The organism is Alteromonas sp. W364, from assembly GCF_031846205.1.
Classification (GTDB): Bacteria; Pseudomonadota; Gammaproteobacteria; order Enterobacterales; family Alteromonadaceae; genus Glaciecola; species Glaciecola blandensis.
The window spans coordinates 373184-391775 of record NZ_JAVRID010000002.1 but is presented as its reverse complement, the minus strand read 5'-3'; the positions used below and the strand labels follow the sequence as shown (position 1 = coordinate 391775).

General features: G+C 42.7%; 17 protein-coding genes. 7 read left to right on the top strand and 10 right to left on the bottom strand.

What is annotated here, in order from left to right; genetic code table 11:
* Positions 1-27: 27 nt before the first annotated feature.
* The 4 genes from RM556_RS04520 (at position 28) to serA (ending at position 3833) form a co-directional block, all read left to right on the top strand.
* Positions 28-969 (top strand): nucleoside hydrolase, encoded by a 942-nt coding sequence (locus RM556_RS04520; protein ID WP_311362056.1) that lies wholly within the window; start codon positions 28-30, stop codon positions 967-969.
* A gap of 24 nt (positions 970-993) precedes the next feature.
* A complete protein-coding gene (locus RM556_RS04515; RefSeq protein WP_311362055.1) occupies positions 994-1590 on the top strand; it encodes a 5-formyltetrahydrofolate cyclo-ligase in 597 nt (198 codons plus the stop codon).
* Positions 1591-1727: 137 nt separating this feature from the next.
* Entirely contained in the window at positions 1728-2381 is a 654-nt protein-coding gene (gene rpiA / locus RM556_RS04510; protein ID WP_311373949.1) for a ribose-5-phosphate isomerase RpiA, read from the top strand.
* 222 nt (positions 2382-2603) lie between these two features.
* The gene (serA, locus tag RM556_RS04505) at positions 2604-3833 is read left to right on the top strand and encodes a phosphoglycerate dehydrogenase (RefSeq protein ID WP_311362053.1); all 1230 of its coding nucleotides are present in this window, start codon (positions 2604-2606) and stop codon (positions 3831-3833) included.
* Between the two features lie 91 nt (positions 3834-3924).
* Here serA and RM556_RS04500 read toward each other — a convergent pair whose 3' ends face one another.
* The gene (locus tag RM556_RS04500; protein ID WP_311362052.1) at positions 3925-4377 is read right to left on the bottom strand and encodes an Lrp/AsnC family transcriptional regulator; all 453 of its coding nucleotides are present in this window, start codon (positions 4375-4377) and stop codon (positions 3925-3927) included.
* Positions 4378-4514: 137 nt separating this feature from the next.
* On the opposite strand from RM556_RS04500, the gene RM556_RS04495 reads away from it, so the two are divergent.
* Positions 4515-5258, top strand: a complete 744-nt coding sequence (locus tag RM556_RS04495) for a tryptophan 2,3-dioxygenase family protein (RefSeq protein WP_311373948.1) — start codon at positions 4515-4517, stop codon at positions 5256-5258.
* A 69-nt stretch (positions 5259-5327) separates the two neighbouring features.
* On the opposite strand, the gene RM556_RS04490 is transcribed toward RM556_RS04495, so the two are convergent.
* The 9 genes from RM556_RS04490 to ampE form a co-directional block, all read right to left on the bottom strand.
* A complete protein-coding gene (locus RM556_RS04490; protein WP_311362050.1) occupies positions 5328-6080 on the bottom strand; it encodes a DUF481 domain-containing protein in 753 nt (250 codons plus the stop codon).
* Positions 6081-6184: 104 nt separating this feature from the next.
* Positions 6185-6997 (bottom strand): DUF481 domain-containing protein, encoded by an 813-nt coding sequence (locus tag RM556_RS04485; RefSeq protein ID WP_311373947.1) that lies wholly within the window; start codon positions 6995-6997, stop codon positions 6185-6187.
* A 90-nt stretch (positions 6998-7087) separates the two neighbouring features.
* On the bottom strand, positions 7088-7915 hold the full coding sequence (locus RM556_RS04480; RefSeq protein WP_311373946.1) for an HDOD domain-containing protein: 828 nt from the start codon (positions 7913-7915) through the stop codon (positions 7088-7090).
* A gap of 96 nt (positions 7916-8011) precedes the next feature.
* Positions 8012-8254 (bottom strand): DUF1289 domain-containing protein, encoded by a 243-nt coding sequence (locus tag RM556_RS04475; protein WP_409220053.1) that lies wholly within the window; start codon positions 8252-8254, stop codon positions 8012-8014.
* 300 nt (positions 8255-8554) lie between these two features.
* Entirely contained in the window at positions 8555-9973 is a 1419-nt protein-coding gene (gene lpdA / locus RM556_RS04470) for a dihydrolipoyl dehydrogenase (protein WP_311362046.1), read from the bottom strand.
* A 120-nt stretch (positions 9974-10093) separates the two neighbouring features.
* Positions 10094-12097 carry a dihydrolipoyllysine-residue acetyltransferase gene (aceF, locus tag RM556_RS04465; RefSeq protein WP_311373945.1) on the bottom strand — a complete coding sequence of 668 codons (2004 nt, stop codon included), beginning with the start codon at positions 12095-12097 and terminating at the stop codon, positions 10094-10096.
* 14 nt (positions 12098-12111) lie between these two features.
* On the bottom strand, positions 12112-14784 hold the full coding sequence (gene aceE, locus RM556_RS04460) for a pyruvate dehydrogenase (acetyl-transferring), homodimeric type (protein WP_311373944.1): 2673 nt from the start codon (positions 14782-14784) through the stop codon (positions 12112-12114).
* 138 nt (positions 14785-14922) lie between these two features.
* Complete coding sequence (locus RM556_RS04455; protein WP_311362106.1) at positions 14923-15681, bottom strand: GntR family transcriptional regulator; 759 nt, start codon at positions 15679-15681, stop codon at positions 14923-14925.
* 295 nt (positions 15682-15976) lie between these two features.
* The gene (ampE, locus tag RM556_RS04450) at positions 15977-16864 is read right to left on the bottom strand and encodes a beta-lactamase regulator AmpE (protein WP_311362043.1); all 888 of its coding nucleotides are present in this window, start codon (positions 16862-16864) and stop codon (positions 15977-15979) included.
* A gap of 207 nt (positions 16865-17071) precedes the next feature.
* Between ampE and nadC the strand changes: the two genes are divergently transcribed.
* Both nadC and RM556_RS04440 read left to right on the top strand, forming a co-directional pair.
* Complete coding sequence (nadC, locus tag RM556_RS04445) at positions 17072-17929, top strand: carboxylating nicotinate-nucleotide diphosphorylase (protein ID WP_311373943.1); 858 nt, start codon at positions 17072-17074, stop codon at positions 17927-17929.
* 207 nt (positions 17930-18136) lie between these two features.
* Positions 18137-18571: a prepilin-type N-terminal cleavage/methylation domain-containing protein gene (locus tag RM556_RS04440; protein ID WP_311362041.1), complete on the top strand. Its 435-nt coding sequence runs from the start codon at positions 18137-18139 to the stop codon at positions 18569-18571.
* The last annotated feature ends 21 nt before the right edge of the window (positions 18572-18592 follow it).

Here is an 18592-nt window from a genome sequence, read left to right as displayed (position 1 = left end):
TAAAATCAATTAAACATAGAGAAACACATGACTCATAAGATAATTTTAGACACCGATCCGGGCATCGATGATGCTATGGCTATTTTCTTTGCCTTTCAGTCTCCGGACATTGAAGTGCTCGGTCTAACCACAGTGTATGGCAATGTTCCTGTAACAATGGCCGCACAAAATGCGCTTTCTCTATGTGAATTAGCAAATATGGATATTCCTGTATGTAAAGGTGTGGCCATGCCTTGGGTTGGTCCAGAGTCCACTTATGCGCACTTTGTGCATGGTGACGATGGGTTTGGCAACATTAATCATCCTGCCCCAAAGGGCCAGTTGGATCCGAGAAGTTCAGCTGAATTTATCGTTGAGATGGCACGCAAGTATCCTGGTGAGATTACCTTAGTCGCTGTTGGGCCGCTAGGCAACTTAGCGTTGGCACTACGCTTAGAACCTGAACTTCCTAAGCTTTTAAAAGCTGTCAATCTTATGGGTGGAGCCGCTTTTGTTCCTGGTAACGTTACGCCGGTAGCCGAAGCGAATATATGGAATGATGCTTACGCGGCAGAGATTGTATTTGCTGCAGATTGGAAACTGAATATGTTTGGCTTAGACGTAACTTACGATTTACCGTTCCCACCTAACTTTACTCAAGTGTTAGCTGAAAAGAACCCAACATTAGGTGGCTTTGTTGAGCGATCTTCAGAGTTTTATACAGATTTTTATTCTGAAGGAAAGGAGACTCGACAGTGCTTCTTCCACGATGCATTTCCGATTGCTTATATTGTTGATCCCTCGCTATTTGAACTTACCGAAGGAAATGTTCGGGTGTCGACAGACAGTTTAAACAAAGGGCAAACTATCTTTGCCCCTTATGGTTCAACAGCCAGTCCAGACTGGACAAATGCAGCGAGCATTAATGTAGCAACGAAAGTTGACCATCCACGTTTAACGCAAATGTTTATTGATACCTACGCACTATAACTGCTGCATTCAAAATAAAAATTGATGATGCGTACATCAACACTTCGGCAAGCACTTCGAGAGTCGTTTCGACGCAAGCGACTCTCCCTGTCGACTGAACAACAAACGCAGTTTGCAAAAGAAATAACAGAACAAGCCCACTCAACTGTATTTCAAGCGGACACCAAGAAGATTGGACTCTATCTTAGCTTCGACGGCGAACTTGATACCAACATTCTAATACAAAGTTGCTGGCATAAAGGCGTTGAAGTCTACATTCCTGTGTTGCACCCTTTTAGTTCCGGTCATTTACTTTTTCAAAGATATACTGACAAAACTCAAATGATTCGAAACAAATATGGGATTAATGAACCCAAGCTAGATGTCACTGCAACACTCCCTTGCAATCAATTAGACATCTTATTCACTCCTCTTGTTGCTTTTGATAAGCTGGGAAATCGGCTAGGTATGGGCGGAGGCTTTTATGATCGAACCCTCTCCCTTTTACTTCAGAATGATTCTTCGAAAACTCGCATAGTCGGCCTTGCCCACAATTTACAGTTATCAGAGACTTTGCCGGTTGAGGCATGGGATATTCCCTTGCCGGCGGTATTAACCCCCTCGCGTTTGTATGAATTTTGATTTAAAACAAACCTTAAAAAATATTTAAAAATATTACCGTCATAGTCCTTCTTTATCTGCGATACTGTCACCATTATCTGAAACAACAGCGCCAAATCTCAAAACCTAATTTTATCCAAGCTTTAAGGAACTCTGTCATGGACCAAAATCAAAAGAAAAAAGCAGCCGCTGATGCAGCACTAGCCTATGTAAAAGCTGATACCATCGTCGGTGTTGGCACCGGCTCCACTGTTAACTATTTTATCGATGCTTTAGCAGCAAAGAAAAATGACATCATCGGTGCTGTTTCTAGTTCTGATGCCTCTACCGAGCGCTTAAAAAAGCTTGGTATCGAAGTCTTCGATCTGAACTCTGTCGATGCACTTGATATTTATGTGGACGGTGCAGATGAGATTACGGAACACAAGCATATGATTAAAGGGGGTGGCGCTGCGCTTACTCGTGAAAAAATCGTTGCCGCCGTGGCCAAAACATTTATTTGTATTATCGACGATACAAAGCATGTTCCGGTATTAGGAAAGTTTCCACTACCAGTAGAAGTTATCCCAATGGCGCGTTCATATGTGGCTAGAGAAATTGTGAAACTGGGAGGCGACCCCGCTTACCGCTCTGGCGTTATTACTGACAATGGCAACGTAATTTTAGACGTTCACAATCTCAACATTCTCAATCCAGTTGAACTGGAAGATAAGCTTAACAATATCGTAGGAGTTGTCACAAACGGGCTTTTCGCTGCCAGAGGCGCCGACATTGTGTTGACCGGAACAGAAAACGGCGTGGTAAAAAATTAATTGCTAAACGCAATCTGACGCTAGGCACTGGGTTTTTATTCTGATATATTTCGATACTTGAATTGGACGTCTAGATGTCTGATGGTAAATTATTTGCATTACGCTAATAGACAGTATCATCAGGCTATCTAAAACCCATTGTAAATCAATCTTCTATGAGGAAGCTCTGTTGCTGACATAGAAGGCACGTGAAATAAATTTGTTGTTTTAAGGTTCAGCTACATGACTAAAGTGTCACTTCCGAAAGAAAAAATTAAAATTCTATTACTTGAAGGCCTCCATCCTAGTTCGGTTGAAACCCTACAAGCCAATGGGTATACCAATATAGAAACCTTAAAAACGTCACTTCCAGAAGACGAGTTGATCGAAAAAATCAAAGACGTTCATTTTGTTGGGATCCGCTCACGAACTCAACTGAACGAGCGTGTCATCGATGCCGCCCAGAAGCTTGTTGCTGTAGGCTGTTTCTGCATTGGTACTAACCAAGTCGATTTAAAAGCGACTTTGGTTCGCGGTATTCCTGTTTTTAATGCCCCTTTTTCTAATACCCGTTCAGTGGCTGAGTTGGTCTTAGGACAAATCATCATTTTATTGCGTGGTATTCCAGCTAAAAATGCAAAAGCGCATCGCGGCGAATGGGATAAATCTGCCATCGGTTCATATGAAGCGCGAGGCAAAACATTGGGTATTATTGGTTACGGCCATATTGGTACTCAATTGAGTATTCTTGCTGAGCACCTAGGTATGCGAGTCCAGTTCTATGATATTGAAGACAAGCTGGTGTTGGGCAACTCAATGCAAGTGAAGTCATTAAAGCAATTGTTGAATACCTCCGACGTGGTCTCTTTGCACGTGCCTGAAACAACTCATACGCAAAATATGATTGGTCAAAAAGAACTATCGCAAATGAAAGACGGTGCTATTTTGATCAACGCCGCGCGTGGCACAGTCATCGATATTGATGCACTAGTCAGCGCGCTTGAGTCTGGCAAGTTGAATGGCGCAGCAATCGATGTTTTCCCAGTGGAACCAAAATCGAATTCAGAAGAGTTTGAATCGCCTCTACGTGCTTTTGATAATGTCATTTTAACACCTCACGTTGGTGGGAGTACTCAAGAAGCCCAAGAAAACATCGGTATCGAAGTTGCTGGAAAGTTAGCAAAATACAGTGACAACGGCTCAACTTTGTCAGCAGTTAACTTCCCTGAAGTATCACTTCCCTCACATATTGACCGTTCACGCTTGTTGCACATACATGTCAACCGCCCTGGCGTCTTAACACAAATTAACCAAGCGTTTGCTGATCAAAATATCAATATTGCTGCGCAATACCTTCAGACCAGTGAAGAGATTGGTTACGTGGTCGTTGATGTCGAAGCTGATCGCGCGGACGATGCTTTTGCACAATTAGAGGCAATTGAAGGCACGATTAAGACCCGTTTGTTGCACTAAGTCAAATTGTTCCAAACTAGTCTCAACCGCGCCCAATAGAATAAATGGTTTGAGATGAGAACAGAAAGCGGCGTATACCAATACGCCGCTTTTACGCCGCTTTTATAACTCTTGTTGATATTGAGGTGGTAAAGCGATGTACACCCGGTAAACCGCTCAACTCAGCTCTGAGTAAGTGATCAAACTCTGTGATATTTGACGACAGCACCTCCATTACATAATCAAACTCACCCGTAATAGCATGGCACCAATGAATACTGTTGTGCGCCTGAACAGCGGCTTCAAACGCTTTGTATTCTGAAAACTCGACAACAACATGCACCAACGCTCTTATTTCTAAGCCTAATTTAGCCTGATCTATCTTTGCGCTATAGCCTTGGATCACGCCGGCTTCTTGGAGGCGCTTCACTCGGTTCCAGCAAGGTGTTTTGCTTAGGCCTACTTTCTCCCCAAGAACGGCGAAGGATTGACGGGCGTCTTGCACGAGTAACGCCATGATTTGAATATCAACATCACTTAAAACAATATTCTGATTATTTGACATATTTTCGCCATTTGTTCACTTAATGAAAAGATAATAAAAACATAAAGAACAATGTTTTTCAAAAAACAGAATACCATTATTGACCAATCACGATAACTACACCATCAAATAATCAAGAAATAAGGTGCGTAGAACGTATGTTTACAAAAAAGTACATTGATGAGTTAAACAATCCGCAAATGCTTGATTACGGCATTTACTTGCAGTGCGATAAATTACTATCTTGTCAAAAACCTCTAGATGAATTGGCTACCCACGATGAGCTACAGTTTCAATTAGTGCATCAGGTGGAAGAATTATGGATGAAGCAAATTATCTTCACGCTGATTGATGTGATGGAAAAGCTCAGCGTAGGCAAGTCTATCGCTGTCTTATCTCAAATGAAGCGGGTTCATATGATCCAGCGCCTGATGATCCAGCAACTCGATTTACTCGAAACAATGTCACCTAAAGAGTACCAAGAAATTCGCTTGCAACTGGGTAATGGTAGCGGTCAAGAGTCTCCAGGTTTCGTCACACTGCTTAAGATGCCTAAAGATATTTGGCACTTGTTTGAGAAGCACTATTTAGTGGCAAGAGAGCAGACCGTCAATGATATTTATGACCAAGCCTTTGCACATTGTGATGCTTACGCGATTGCTGAAAGCTTGATTGAGTTTGACGAATTAATGCAAAAATTCCGTTGGAATCATATTTTCTTAATAAGACGTTCAATAGGTATTGACGCTAACTCTTTGAAAGGCAGACCTGTCGAAATACTGCAAACTGGCGCTCGCCAGCAGTTCTTTCCTGAGTTATGGGACGTCAGAGGGGCAATGAGCGACCGCTGGGGACAAGAAAACGGTAAAGTCAGGGATTCCCTCCGCAAACAAAAAAGCTGAGCGACACAGTCGACTCAGCTCTTCATGGCCAGTTATCTTTACCGTAACTGGCTTCTACTTCAGCTCTGTTTAGAAGAAAGTATAAACAACGCTCACAGAAGTTTCTGTGTCTAAGTTTTCACGACCATCAGCAACATCTGAGTTATGGTCAAACTTCAACGCGACCTTTAATGACAAACCGCCAGCGATTTTTGCACTCACTGCGCTTTCAGCACGAGATTTTGTGTTGTCAGAACCAATTTCAGTCGAAAAGGTCTGCGTAAACTTAGCTGTTTCTGAAATCGTGTAAGCGTAGTTAAATGCACCACGAAGAATTGCACTGTTTTCTTCAACAGTAATGATATTGTCATTTTCATCTACTTCAAAACGGTCAGCGAAGGTATAACCAGGACCGATACTGTATTCAAAGCTGCTTGTAGTATCTTTCCACACTTTTTGGTTCCAACCCGCTGCGATAGTCGCTTGGTAATCAAACGCACCAAAACGGTCATTTTCATACGAGGCAAAACCAAACAGACGATGATCTGGATTATCTAGCTTGTAGTTAGCTTGAGCAGAAGCAAACTTTTTATCTGCTGAAGTAGTTTCAACACCATCCACTTCATCCTTTTTGTATAAAGCTTTAAATGTGTATTCGTTACTCCACATTTCAAGCTCATGCTTGGCGTTCAACGCGCCATTGGCAGAGGTCGTTTCTGTGTTACCGGAGGTAACGATAAAACCAAACTCGCCGTCCATTGTAAATCCTTGCTCTTCTTCAGCTTGTGAAGCAGACGCAAACAAGCCTAAAGCGACAAGCGCAGATATAGTTGAAAGTCTCATAATTTATCCCATAAAATTTAAAAATGATGAAGGTTAGAAACAGCGAAATGCATAACCCTCAGTTAGCGCTTACATATGGTATCGCGAAATTATAAAATGACAAACTAAAAAAACTGGTAAACCAGAGAAATACTGGTTTCTGTGCTTAGATCTTCATTCTGTTGCAAGGTCCCGTCGTTATACGACATCACGAAGGATAGTTTCATGGCCAATGTCTCAACCAAATTGGCAGAGATACTCGTTTCTGAGCGTGAACGATTACTTTCTTGCCCGGCTTCTGTACTTAAGAACTGCCTGAACTTTGCGTTTTTATTGAAAGAAAAACGATAATCAAGAGAAGCTCTTACGATAACTTCTTTGAGTATGTCATATGACTTGTGATTTTCTGCATCAACAACTTCTCTCTCGGAGTAGCTATATCCAGGACCAATGCTATAGCGCAACTGACTGTTTTCTTCTTTCCAAGCGTGGGCGCTCCAGCCTGTTGCTAAAGCAGACTGATAACGAAAGCCATTGAAGCGATCGTCTTCATACTCAGCATAGACAAACAGACGCTTATTTTTTGCGGGTAGTTTGTAATCTAACTGAGCGTTCAAAAATAAACGTTGTGCACTGACAATGATGTCGTTCTCAACTTCGTTTTGCTTATAAGTGATTTCACCACCATAGTTGTTGCTCCAATGGGTGGTTTCGTGCTCGGAGCGCAAGGCTGCTTTGAATGTTGTGGTGTTGGTGTTACCGTTGGCAGCTAGGACGCCAAATTCGCCACTAAGATTGATTCCTTCATCCTTCTCTTTCTTTTTCTTCTCTTTGAGATAAAGCATTTTCAGCAAATCATTGGACGCCGATACAGACGGAGGAGCGAAGAAAAGAGAGCAAAATACAATAAAAGTGACGGTTGTTTTTATTGGTAACATGAGTAAATTTTCTAACTAGGCTAATATTTTTGTTGTTAGGTTCGTGACTCGCCCAGCGGTTTATCTAATGGCCAAAAGCGTCGCTTGAACTTACGAATTAATTACATTCGCTATCTTTGATGTTTCAAGTCGCGAATAACTTAGAATCATATCATAATCTTCATCGCTCAATCCAACAGTCTCTAGGGCTTGTTGGTTGAAACTAGCCATATCTTCCAGTTCACCTTCAATGCTTTCACAAGCCACCATGCTCATTGCAACATATAGAATACTCTCTTCTAAGCTCATTTTTTGTGACGCAGGGTGCAAGAGCTTTTGTAGCGGTAGCACTAAAGAATCCGGTAATTTCCATTCTTGAATGATATGCCCACTGCACTCAGGAAAAGTAAGACCAAAATGCCGTTGTTGCTTCGCGAGTGGCGCAACAAAACTCTGGTCGTTGATATATTTGGTGTAGCTTTCGGTATGTTTACTCGCCACAATCAACTCACTTAAGCCTTGCAGAATACCAAGAACAAAGAATCGCTCACTACCACGTGACTGCTTCTGTTGCGCTATACTTTTTGCGATAACACCGCACATCACCGCTTTGTGCCAATACTCGGCAAAATTTATCACCGGCGTGTTAAACGTTTTAAAAGCAATATTTGCGGTTTCGGCAATGGAAATATTGTAGGCCGCTTCACCACCAATAACATTTAAGGCTTTGGTGACCGTTTCAATTTGACTGGGGAAACGAAATAAAGCACTGTTGGCAAGCTTTAAAATCTTAGCACTTAATGACGGGTCAACAGAGATAAGTTGAGCGATGTCACTTAAGTCTTTTTTAGGGTCATCTAGGGCAGCTCTTAAATTCACACAGGTGTCGGGAAGCGTAAATGACTTGGAGGCAAATTTAACGAGCGGCTTTATTGACATGGGTTTTCATCTTCTAAAATGGGATTGAAGTGATTATACAAAATAAAGTTATCGATAAGGTTGTGAGGATAATACCTATTGAAGCCTATCCATACCTTAGAAAAGGTCTTGTTGCTCCGGGCTAGCGCCAACAAGTTTGCTAGCTGACTGTTTTTTCAACCAAGATTGTTTGCGACGATTACATGCTTTCACAATTATACGTTTTGTTTGATCGTCAATTTTTAACCAATGTAAACGCTCTTCTCGACTTCTAAAACAGCCTTTACAATAACCCCTAGGCCCAGACTGGCACACACCAATGCACGGACTGGGAATTGCAAAGAATTCGAGTTGTTGCATGTCGCTCATCGTGGTTGTGTGCCTCAATTTCAAAAACAAGATAGCTTGCTTTGTTGTCTCTTCATATACGAAACTGCTCGCCTATTGGACTGCTATCATATGATTTCAGAATAGCGTTTAGCAAGCGGCTATCCTTGAAATCTTAAAAAACCAACATTTCGACTGTTTATATGCGAATTTCAAGCGACTTATAGGACCTAAGCTCGCATAAAAAAAGCCGATACATGAGAAGTATCGGCTTTTAAGCTTCATTCTATTAGACTCTTTTGCTGAAATTCAGCTGCGTCTTAAGTAGCGACTTTATTTTTTCTTCGCTTTCGGATTTGGCATATCCGTGATGCTACCTTCGAAAATCTCAGCAGCAAGACCAATTGACTCGTTTAGCGTTGGGTGAGCGTGGATAGTTAATGCAACATCTTCTGCATCAGCACCCATTTCAATCGCTAAGCCAATTTCACCTAACATTTCACCAGCATTAGTACCGATAATGGCACCACCAATAACACGACCAGAATCTTTTTCAAAAATCATCTTAGTCATACCGTCAGTAGCAGCTGATGCGATAGCACGGCCAGATGCAGCCCAAGGGAAAGTAGCTGCTTCATAATTAATACCTTGTTCCTTCGCTTCTTTCTCGGTTAAACCAACCCAAGCGACTTCTGGCTCAGTATAAGCAACTGAAGGAATACATTTAGGATCGAAGTAGTGCTTCTTGCCGGCAATCACTTCAGCAGCAACATGGCCTTCATGCACAGCTTTGTGAGCAAGCATCGGCTGACCCACTAGGTCACCAATTGCAAAAATGTTATCAACGTTAGTACGCATTTGCTTATCAACGTCAATGAAGCCTCGGTCTGTAACGGTTACGCCAGCTTTTTCTGCCGCCACTAGAGAACCATTTGGCTTACGACCTACTGCCACTAAAACACGATCGTAACGAACTGGCTCAGATGGTGCTTGTTTGCCTTCGAAGGTTACGTACAAGCCATCATCTTTTGCTTCAACACCGGTCACTTTAGTTTCAAGCATCGTGTTGAATTTGTTTTTGATTGTTTTCATGTACATCTTGACGATGTCTTTATCCGCTGCCGGCATAAGTTGATCAAGGAACTCAACAACATCAATCTTAGAGCCTAGCGCATGATAAACGGTACCCATTTCAAGACCGATAATACCACCACCTAGTACCAACATTTTCTCTGGGATGTCACGCATTTCTAATGCGCCAGTGGAGTCTATAACACGCTCGTCATCTGGAATAAACGGTAAGTTTACTGGCTCAGAGCCAGCAGCAATGATCGCATTGTCGAAAGTGATTGTGGTTTTACCATCGTTCCCTTCTACTTCTAGCGTATTTGGACCTGTAAATTTGCCATAGCCTTGCACATGTTTTACTTTGCGCATTTTCGACATACCGGCTAAGCCTTTAGTCAGTTGGCTTACAACACTATCTTTCCAACCACGAATTTTGTCCAAATCAAAGGTCGGCTCACCGAAAGTCACACCGTGAGATGAAAGATGCTTTGCTTCTTGAATCACTTTAGCAACGTGAAGAAGTGCCTTTGAAGGGATACAACCCACGTTCAAACATACGCCACCAAGGGTTTCACGTACGTCAACGATTACTGTATCTATGCCTAAATCGGCTGCGCGGAATGCCGCTGAATATCCACCAGGACCTGCGCCTAGTACGACCAACTGAGTTTTAATCTCGCTCATTCTGACCTCAAAAATTTATGGTTAAGTGCATGCAATGCGCGGATCTTACCGATTCCAGCGCCAAGCTGCAAAGTTTTCGCTAACTTGTTTTTAAGGGCGCTAGTGCGCCCTCGTTTTCTATTACAGTAATATGCGTCGTAGATCTGATAATGCACCACTGACATGGACAGCAAATCGCGCTGCAAGAGCACCGTCGATGACTCTGTGATCATAGGACAGTGATAATGGCAACATTAAACGAGGCTCAAAGTCTTTACCATTCCACTTTGGTTTTATTTCTGACTTAGAAACCCCCAAAATAGCAACATCTGGTGCGTTAACGATAGGCGTGAACGCCGTACCACCTATCCCACCAAGACTTGAAATAGTAAAACAACTGCCCTGCATATCGGCAGATTTGAGTTTTCCATCTCGTGCTTTAACGCTGATGTCCATCAATTCCTTGGATATATCCATAATGCCTTTTTTATCAACATCACGCACCACTGGCACAACTAGACCATTTGGCGTATCCACTGCTATGCCGATGTGATAATACTTTTTCATGACCAATGATTCACCCGAGCTTGATAGACTGCTATTGAATGCAGGATAAGCTTTGAGTGCATCAGCAACGGCTTTCATCATAAACACCAGAGGTGTAATTTTCACCCCGAGCTTACGCTTCTCAGCAATTGCATTTTGTTCTTTTCTAAACTCTTCTAACTCAGTGATGTCAGCTTCGTCAAACTGCGTAACATGTGGAATGGTTACCCAGTTACGGTGCAAATTCGGACCTGATAGTTTTTGAATACGTGTTAATGGCACCTCTTCAACTTCACCAAACTTGGCAAAATCAACTTTTGGTTGCGCTAACACTTGCAAGCCACCACCGGTGCCGGTGCCAGCAGAACTGCCCGGATTCATTTTCGGACGAGACAACTCATATTTAACGTACGATTGAACGTCTTCTTTCTGAATACGGTTTTTGCGACCAGAACCTTTTACTTGAGAAAGATCGACACCAAACTCTCGTGCCAATCGTCTTACCGATGGAGACGCATGAATCTTACCTGTTTTCCCTTTATCACCCGCAGATGGATGATGAGGAACAGGCGGCGCTTTTGGTGTATCTGCAACAGGCCTGCTCGCTGCAGGTGCTTCAGATTTGGCTGGTGCTTTCGGAGCTGACTCAGCTTTTGGAGTAGGAGATTCGCTGCTACCTGCCACTTCGAGTGTCAGAACTAAAGATCCTTCCGACACTTTATCACCCACTTTCACCGCTAAGCTCAGGACTTTACCGCCCTCAGGTGCAGGCACGTCCATGGTCGCTTTGTCAGTTTCCAAGGTAATTAAACCGTCTTCTGGTTCAACCGTGTCACCTTCCGCAACCAAAACTTCAATGATATCAACATCAGTAGCATCACCGATATCCGGCACCATGACTTCAATTGTTTTGCTTTCACCTGACGCCTCGTTGCTTTGTGAAGAAGACGATTCAGGTTCAGAACGACTTTCAGAAGGCGCTGAAGCCTCAGATTCTTCGCCACCGGCAACTTCAAGCGTCAATACGAGCGAACCTTCTGATACTTTATCGCCTACGTTTACAGCCAAGCTAACTATTTTACCGGCTTCAGGCGCAGGAACATCCATTGTTGCTTTATCTGTTTCGAGTGTAATCAAACCGTCTTCTGGTTCGACACTGTCGCCTTCAGCAACTAACAACTCGATAATTTCAACGTCCGTTGCATCGCCAATATCTGGGACAGTCACTTCAATTGTTTTGCTGCCGCCTGTGGAAGTACTTGATTTTGCTGGCTCAGCTTTCTTTTCAGGTGCGGCTTCAGCTTTCGGTTCTTCTTTTGGCTCTACTGCAGCATCATCAGAAGAAGACTCACTCGCGTCGGCTCCAGACTCAAGCTGTCCAAGCACATCACCTTGTTTAATTTTATCACCGACTTTCACGCTCAATGATTTGATTGTGCCAGCATCAGTACAAGGAATATCCATACTTGCTTTGTCACTTTCTACCGTGACGATGGAGGCTTCAGCTTCTACCTCTTCACCTTCACTCACGCAGATTTCAATCACTTCAACTTCATCGTCGCCAACGTCAGGAACAACTATATCAATTAGATTTGCCATATTAATTCTCCCTATTACGCGTATAGCGGGTTGATTTTATCTGGGTCAATATCGAGATCTTTCATTGCACTAAGCAATGCTTTCTTCTCAAAATCACCGGCCAAATAAAGCTCATACAAAGTGGCATAAACCACGCTGTTTGCATCAACCTCAAAGTGACGACGTAGATTTTCACGAGAATCTGAACGACCAAAACCATCAGTACCCAAGACACGATAACTACCAGGAACAAATGAACGCGCTTGGTCACTGTACGCCTTAATGTAGTCTGTTGCCGCGATTGTTGGGCCGTCATTACCGTCTTCAAGCACTTGGGTAATGTAAGGTACACGCGCCTTTTTCTCGATATTACGCATATTCCAACGCTCGCAATCAATACCGTCGCGAGTCAATTCGTTAAACGAAGTGACACTGTAGACCTCTGATTCAACGTCGTATTTTTCGGCGAGTATCTTCGCGGCTTCACGCACTTGCACTAGGATCGTGCCAGAGCCCAAGAGTTTCGCTTTTAATTTCGCTTTCTTGTCGCCGACGGTATCCAATTTATAAATACCTTTAATAATGCCTTCTTCACAGCCTTTTGGCATTTCAGGTTGTACGTAGTTCTCATTCATTACAGTTAGGTAATAGAACACGTTCTCTTGTTCTTCTAACATTCGGCGAGTACCGTCTTGAGTAATGACTGCTACTTCATAACCATAAGTTGGGTCATAGCTGATGCAGTTAGGAATTAAACCAGCCTGAACGTGAGAGTGGCCATCTTGATGCTGTAAGCCTTCGCCATTCAGCGTTGTTCTACCCGCTGTACCACCAACAAGGAAACCACGGCATTGGCTATCACCTGCCGCCCAAGCCATGTCACCAACACGTTGGAAACCAAACATTGAGTAGTAGATGTAAACAGGCAGCATCGGCAAGTCATTAGTTGAGTATGAAGTACCCGCAGCAACAAATGACGACATAGCGCCTAATTCATTAATACCCTCTTGCAATACTTGACCTTTTTTATCTTCGCGATAGTACGCGACTTGGTCTTTATCTTGAGGGATATACTTTTGACCTGAATTTGAGTAAATACCAACTTGGCGGAACAAGCCTTCCATACCAAACGTACGTGCTTCATCAGGAATAATAGGCACAACGTTCTTACCCATTTGCTTGTCTTTCAGCAACACCGTGAGTACTCGAACAAAGGCCATCGTGGTTGAAATTTCACGGTCACCCGAGCCTTTGGTAATGGCTTCAAAAGACTTCAATGGCGGTGCTGGAAGATCGTGATTGCTCTTGTTCAAACGCACCGGCATATAACCATGAAGTGCTTCACGCTTCTCGCGCAAATATTTCATTTCAGGGCTATCTTCGTCAAAACGGTAGTACGGCAAGTCGCCGATGGTCTCGTCCGATACAGGAATATTGAAACGATTACGATAATGCTTGACCGCTTCAACGTCCATTTTCTTCACGTTGTGCGCAATGTTTTTACCTTCACCCGCTTCACCCATGCCGTAACCTTTTACGGTTTTAGCTAGAATCACTTGTGGACGACCAACGGTTTCTGTTGCACGTTTATAAGCTGCATAGACTTTAACTGGGTCATGGCCACCACGGTTCAGACGCCAAATATCATCGTCTGACATATTGGCAACCATATCTTTTAATTCAGGATATTTACCAAAGAAGTTGTCACGCGTGTAAGCGCCACCCTTTGATTTATAGTTTTGGTATTCACCATCAACGGTTTCATTCATGACATCTAACAACTTGCCTGAAGTATCACGAGCAAGTAATGGATCCCAATAACGACCCCAAATTACCTTAAATACTTCCCAGCCTGCGCCACGGAATGTTCCCTCTAATTCTTGGATAATTTTACCATTACCACGTACAGGACCATCTAAACGTTGGAGGTTACAGTTGATAACAAAGGTCAAGTTATCCAAGCCTTCACGTGATGCTAAACCGATAGCGCCCAATGATTCTGGCTCATCGACTTCACCGTCACCCATAAAGCACCAAACACGCTGGTCGGAACAATCTTTCAAACCACGGTTTGTGAGATACTTCAAGAAACGCGCAAGGTAAATCGCTTGCATTGGGCCCAGGCCCATCGATACGGTTGGGAACTGCCAAAAGTCAGGCATGAGTTTCGGATGCGGGTATGAAGACAAACCTTCACCATCAACCTCTTGTCTGAAACCGTCTAATTGACCTTCAGACAAACGACCTTCGATAAATGCACGAGAATAAATACCCGGAGAAACGTGGCCTTGAACAAATAGATAGTCGCCGCCGTCTTTGTCATTTGGTGCACGGAAAAAGTGGTTGAAGCCAACATCGTATAACATCGCTGAAGAGGCGAAACTAGAGATATGTCCACCAAGCTCAAGATCTTTTTTTGAGCCACGCAATACCATCATCATTGCATTCCAACGAATAGCATTTCGTATCTTAGTCTCGATAGTCTGGTCACCAGGCATGGTAGGCTCTTGGCCAGCTGGAATGGTATTTATGTATGCCGTTGTCGCATCGTAAGGCAAGTGCGCTCCGCTGCGTCTGGCTTTTTCAATCAACGATTCAAGTAAGTAATGAGCACGATCAACGCCCTCTTCTTCTAAAACCGCTTCTAGTGCGTCTAACCATTCTTGCGTTTCTGTTGGATCCACATCTGGATGCATCACATCGGTCATGGTGCTTTCCTATTCTATGTTTTAACTTTGAAAGTAACTCGTTTGAGCCACTTCCCGTTTAACTACCTATAAAAAATCCGAGCGTCGGTTATTTAGTCGCAAATAACCAATCGACCGGAACTTATATTCATCAGAGATTTATGACGCGATGTCACCGCTCTCTTTTACTGCAATTCTGCGCATAGCGCGTTGTAATTTGATATCTCGTTGGTTTATACCCAAAAGAGTACTCTCTACGAATCCTAAGTGCTGATTACTCGCCTTTCTTGCGGCTTCAGGATCTTGAGCACTAATGGCTTTTACGATGGCATGACGTTGCTCTCTTATTTGAGCTTCGACATCGGCACCACCTCGCAACATTTCTAAGTTACGTTGAATGTTCTCCACCAGCATACCTTGCATACTGCGCATCACATGTAATAACACCATGTTGTGGGCAGCCTTTGCCATGGTTAAGTAGAACTCAACTAGCGCTATGGCTTCTTGCTTACTGTCTGTTGATGTATTCGGTAAGCTATTCAAGGCATTGTTCAATGCTTGATAATCTTCTGGCTGACCACGCAGTGCAGCATAGTAGGCAGCCATGCCTTCCAGTGCGTGTCTAAATTCAAGTAGGTCAAATTGCGTTTCTGGTCTACTGCCAACGAGTGCTAATAAGGGATCAGTCATTTTCGCACTCAGGTTTTGAGTGATAAAAGTACCGCCACCTTGTTTGCGTTCGATAAGACCTTTAGCTTGGAGATTTTGAATAGCTTCTCGCAAAGAAGGGCGAGAAACTTGAAATTTTTCAGCGAGCAAACGCTCTGGCAATAACTTTTCACCCGCCACCAATGTACCGTCTAGAATCATCGTTTCTAAACGTTCGGTAATAACATCAGACAGCTTTTGTTGTTTAATGCTTGTGTGCAAGTGTTCGCCTCGTGGCCAAATTTAGTCGTGTTTTGTTGAATTGATATGTAAATAAAAATGTTACTAAACACTCAATGGTAATACCAATTAACCAAACTAGTGTAAGCAACTTTTTGCATTTGAACAAGTACTGTCGCAACTAATAGACTGTTGAGTGCCTATTTTTATTTACGCTAACGCTTTTTAAATGTGTAACTTGCAGGCAAAAAAAAAAGCAAAAGTCATTGTTATTCATGAACTTTTGCTTTTATATAATTCTACAATGATAGAAACAAAATGCTGTTTATGCGACTGCTCCGACCATTGTGAGCAAGGATACTCCCACCAACATAAACATCACATTTCGCTTTACCAGCCTCACTAAAATACACGGTTCATCAATACAGTTTTGTGTATCAGGTTCCACTTCTTCAGCGGCAACAGCAACGCTCACCAAAACATCTTTAGATGTGGTTTTAGTATCTACCAATAAAGGAAGCCATAATGAAAGTGCGCGTGAGAAGTGACCCACAATTAAGAAACCTAAACCTGTTAAGCGAACGGGTACCCAATCAATCACATGCATCACTTTATCGATTGCGAGTTCAGCGTTATCCTTTTTGCATTCGCCCAACACTTCGTCGTCAATTTCTTCAAGCATGTTATCTGGGTTACACGAACTCATTTTATGCATGAATATTTGGAGTTCTTTTGCAATTGAATAAAACACGACACCAGGCACGCCGAAAATGACAAAGGCAATGATAACTGCAGCGTACTGGCGATAATTAATAAATACGAGTTGCCGACCTACTTTGGTGAGATCGCCGTCTTCATTTCCCAATGAAATACTGTGTAAGGAACAAGCCTCAAAATCTTTTCTTGTCGCCGCTTGTAAATAGCGCTTGTAATTTTTACGGGTAATAGGACAGCCTAGACAAACCCACAAGGTGAGTAGCTGTAGCAAAAAAGTGAAGAAACCATTATTGATTAAGTGATCGATCAGTATTAATAGCACCGCGGGAGCCGCTATTATTAGCAATACATTTAATAAGGAAGCAGTTTGACTAAACCATGAGCGCGATTGCAAGAACTGAATATAGTGGCCAACTAGAGCATGAACGTGCCATTCGGGTGCTTTAGAAGTCACCCTTTCGAGTGCCATTACAATCAAAAGTGAAATCAGTGTCATTGGATATCCTTGCGTTATTGGACAACTATTATCAGCAGAACTAAAGTAAGTATATGAGCCAAGTAAATAAGTGCCAAGATGTTTAACAAGAAAGTGCGCACTTATATTCCTTTATAAAGATGAAACAAGTAATATTCCACATTGTAGTCTGATTATTTACGTCAATAACCCGCTTAACGCATCCAAAAAAAGAATAAAAGAAGCCATATGTCACTGATTAAACAATTTCAAATCGATATTCCACGCCAAGTTACCGATGCTCTGCTAGAAGATTTAGGCGGGAAAATTGATGCTCAAAGCGATATTACTGCAATGTTGATTGATGCAGACACACAGATGCAAGCAAAAATCATCACCCGTGAGCCAGCTGTAATATGTGGTATAGAATGGGCAAATGAAGTATTCAGACAAGTTAACCCCTCTGTGCAATTAGAGTGGCTATGCAAAGATGGTGAGCGCGTAGAATGCGACCAAACCTTAGTTAACATTCTTGGAAACGCAAGAAGCATCTTGACAGCTGAGCGCAGCGCTTTGAATTTTTTGCAGACCTTAAGCGCAACTGCAACCACAACAGCTTTATATGTTGACGCAATAAAACACAGTAAAACCAAGCTCTTAGATACTCGTAAGACCCTACCAGGAATGCGTCAAGCACAAAAGTATGCGGTTGCATGCGCAGGCGGTGTCAATCATCGAATGGGTCTTTACGACGCATTCCTCATTAAAGAAAACCATATTGATGCATGCAAAGGTATAGAGAATGCGGTCTCCAAAGCAAAATCGATGTACCCGGGCCTACCAATTGAAGTGGAAGTTGAAAATCTTGATGAACTTCGTCAAGCGATAAATTCGGGTGTCAACACCATCATGTTAGATAATTTTTCAACAAAACTGATCGAAGAAGCAGTTCTTATTAATGCACAAAGATGTAAGCTAGAAGTGTCTGGCAACATTACGATTGAAAGACTACAAGAATTGGCTGCAACAGGCGTGGATTATATATCTTCAGGGGCATTAACTAAGCACGTTAACGCGATAGATTTATCGTTAATCACCTATAGTTAAGGCTCCTCAAAATACCCTCATGTCACTGTTAGGTATATTTGGATGTGTAGGAACAAAGACTTGAGTATGCCCCTGCATACTTCACATATGAATCTCTCCTCTTATACTTGGTCTCGAGGTTAAGGAGGTAAGCAATTACCGCACTTACCTTTTTAACTAATCATAAACAAATATTTAAAACGCGTTGACCACGCTCGGAGATTTAACATGAAAAATTCAGCTCAAAAAGGCTTTACACTAATCGAACTAATGATCGTTGTAGCAATCATCGGTATTCTTGCAGCTATCGCGTTACCAGCTTACCAAGGTTACACAGAGAAAGCGAAGTTCACTGAAGTAACGAATGCAACTGCAGCAGCAAAATCAGCTGTTGAAGTATGTGCTCAAATCAATGGCGCAATCACAGATTGTGACGGTGGTGCTGAAGGCATCCCTGCTAACATCGTTTCTGGCGGTGCTGGCGTGACAAATGACAGTGTACTAATGACAACTACTGACGGTGACATCACTGCGACGGCTTCTGTAAATTCTAAAATTTACCAAGCAGACGGTTCAACTCCAGCTACATTCTTACTAGACGCAACATATGCGAACGGTAAAGTGACTTGGGTATCAACCTGTAACCCAACTACTCTTTGCTAATCAAAGGCTAGTAACTAAGTT

Excerpts from the sequence above, each read along its gene's own strand:
- RM556_RS04520 (WP_311362056.1), top strand. The coding sequence starts at position 28 with ATGACTCATAAGATAATTTTAGACACCGATCCGGGCATCGATGATGCT.
- RM556_RS04515 (WP_311362055.1), top strand. The coding sequence starts at position 994 with ATGATGCGTACATCAACACTTCGGCAAGCACTTCGAGAGTCGTTTCGA.
- rpiA (WP_311373949.1), top strand. The coding sequence starts at position 1,728 with ATGGACCAAAATCAAAAGAAAAAAGCAGCCGCTGATGCAGCACTAGCC.
- serA (WP_311362053.1), top strand. The coding sequence starts at position 2,604 with ATGACTAAAGTGTCACTTCCGAAAGAAAAAATTAAAATTCTATTACTT.
- RM556_RS04500 (WP_311362052.1), bottom strand. The coding sequence starts at position 4,377 with ATGTCAAATAATCAGAATATTGTTTTAAGTGATGTTGATATTCAAATC.
- RM556_RS04495 (WP_311373948.1), top strand. The coding sequence starts at position 4,515 with ATGTTTACAAAAAAGTACATTGATGAGTTAAACAATCCGCAAATGCTT.
- RM556_RS04490 (WP_311362050.1), bottom strand. The coding sequence starts at position 6,080 with ATGAGACTTTCAACTATATCTGCGCTTGTCGCTTTAGGCTTGTTTGCG.
- RM556_RS04485 (WP_311373947.1), bottom strand. The coding sequence starts at position 6,997 with ATGTTACCAATAAAAACAACCGTCACTTTTATTGTATTTTGCTCTCTT.
- RM556_RS04480 (WP_311373946.1), bottom strand. The coding sequence starts at position 7,915 with ATGTCAATAAAGCCGCTCGTTAAATTTGCCTCCAAGTCATTTACGCTT.
- RM556_RS04475 (WP_409220053.1), bottom strand. The coding sequence starts at position 8,254 with ATGCAACAACTCGAATTCTTTGCAATTCCCAGTCCGTGCATTGGTGTG.
- lpdA (WP_311362046.1), bottom strand. The coding sequence starts at position 9,973 with ATGAGCGAGATTAAAACTCAGTTGGTCGTACTAGGCGCAGGTCCTGGT.
- aceF (WP_311373945.1), bottom strand. The coding sequence starts at position 12,097 with ATGGCAAATCTAATTGATATAGTTGTTCCTGACGTTGGCGACGATGAA.
- aceE (WP_311373944.1), bottom strand. The coding sequence starts at position 14,784 with ATGACCGATGTGATGCATCCAGATGTGGATCCAACAGAAACGCAAGAA.
- ampE (WP_311362043.1), bottom strand. The coding sequence starts at position 16,864 with ATGACACTGATTTCACTTTTGATTGTAATGGCACTCGAAAGGGTGACT.
- nadC (WP_311373943.1), top strand. The coding sequence starts at position 17,072 with ATGTCACTGATTAAACAATTTCAAATCGATATTCCACGCCAAGTTACC.
- RM556_RS04440 (WP_311362041.1), top strand. The coding sequence starts at position 18,137 with ATGAAAAATTCAGCTCAAAAAGGCTTTACACTAATCGAACTAATGATC.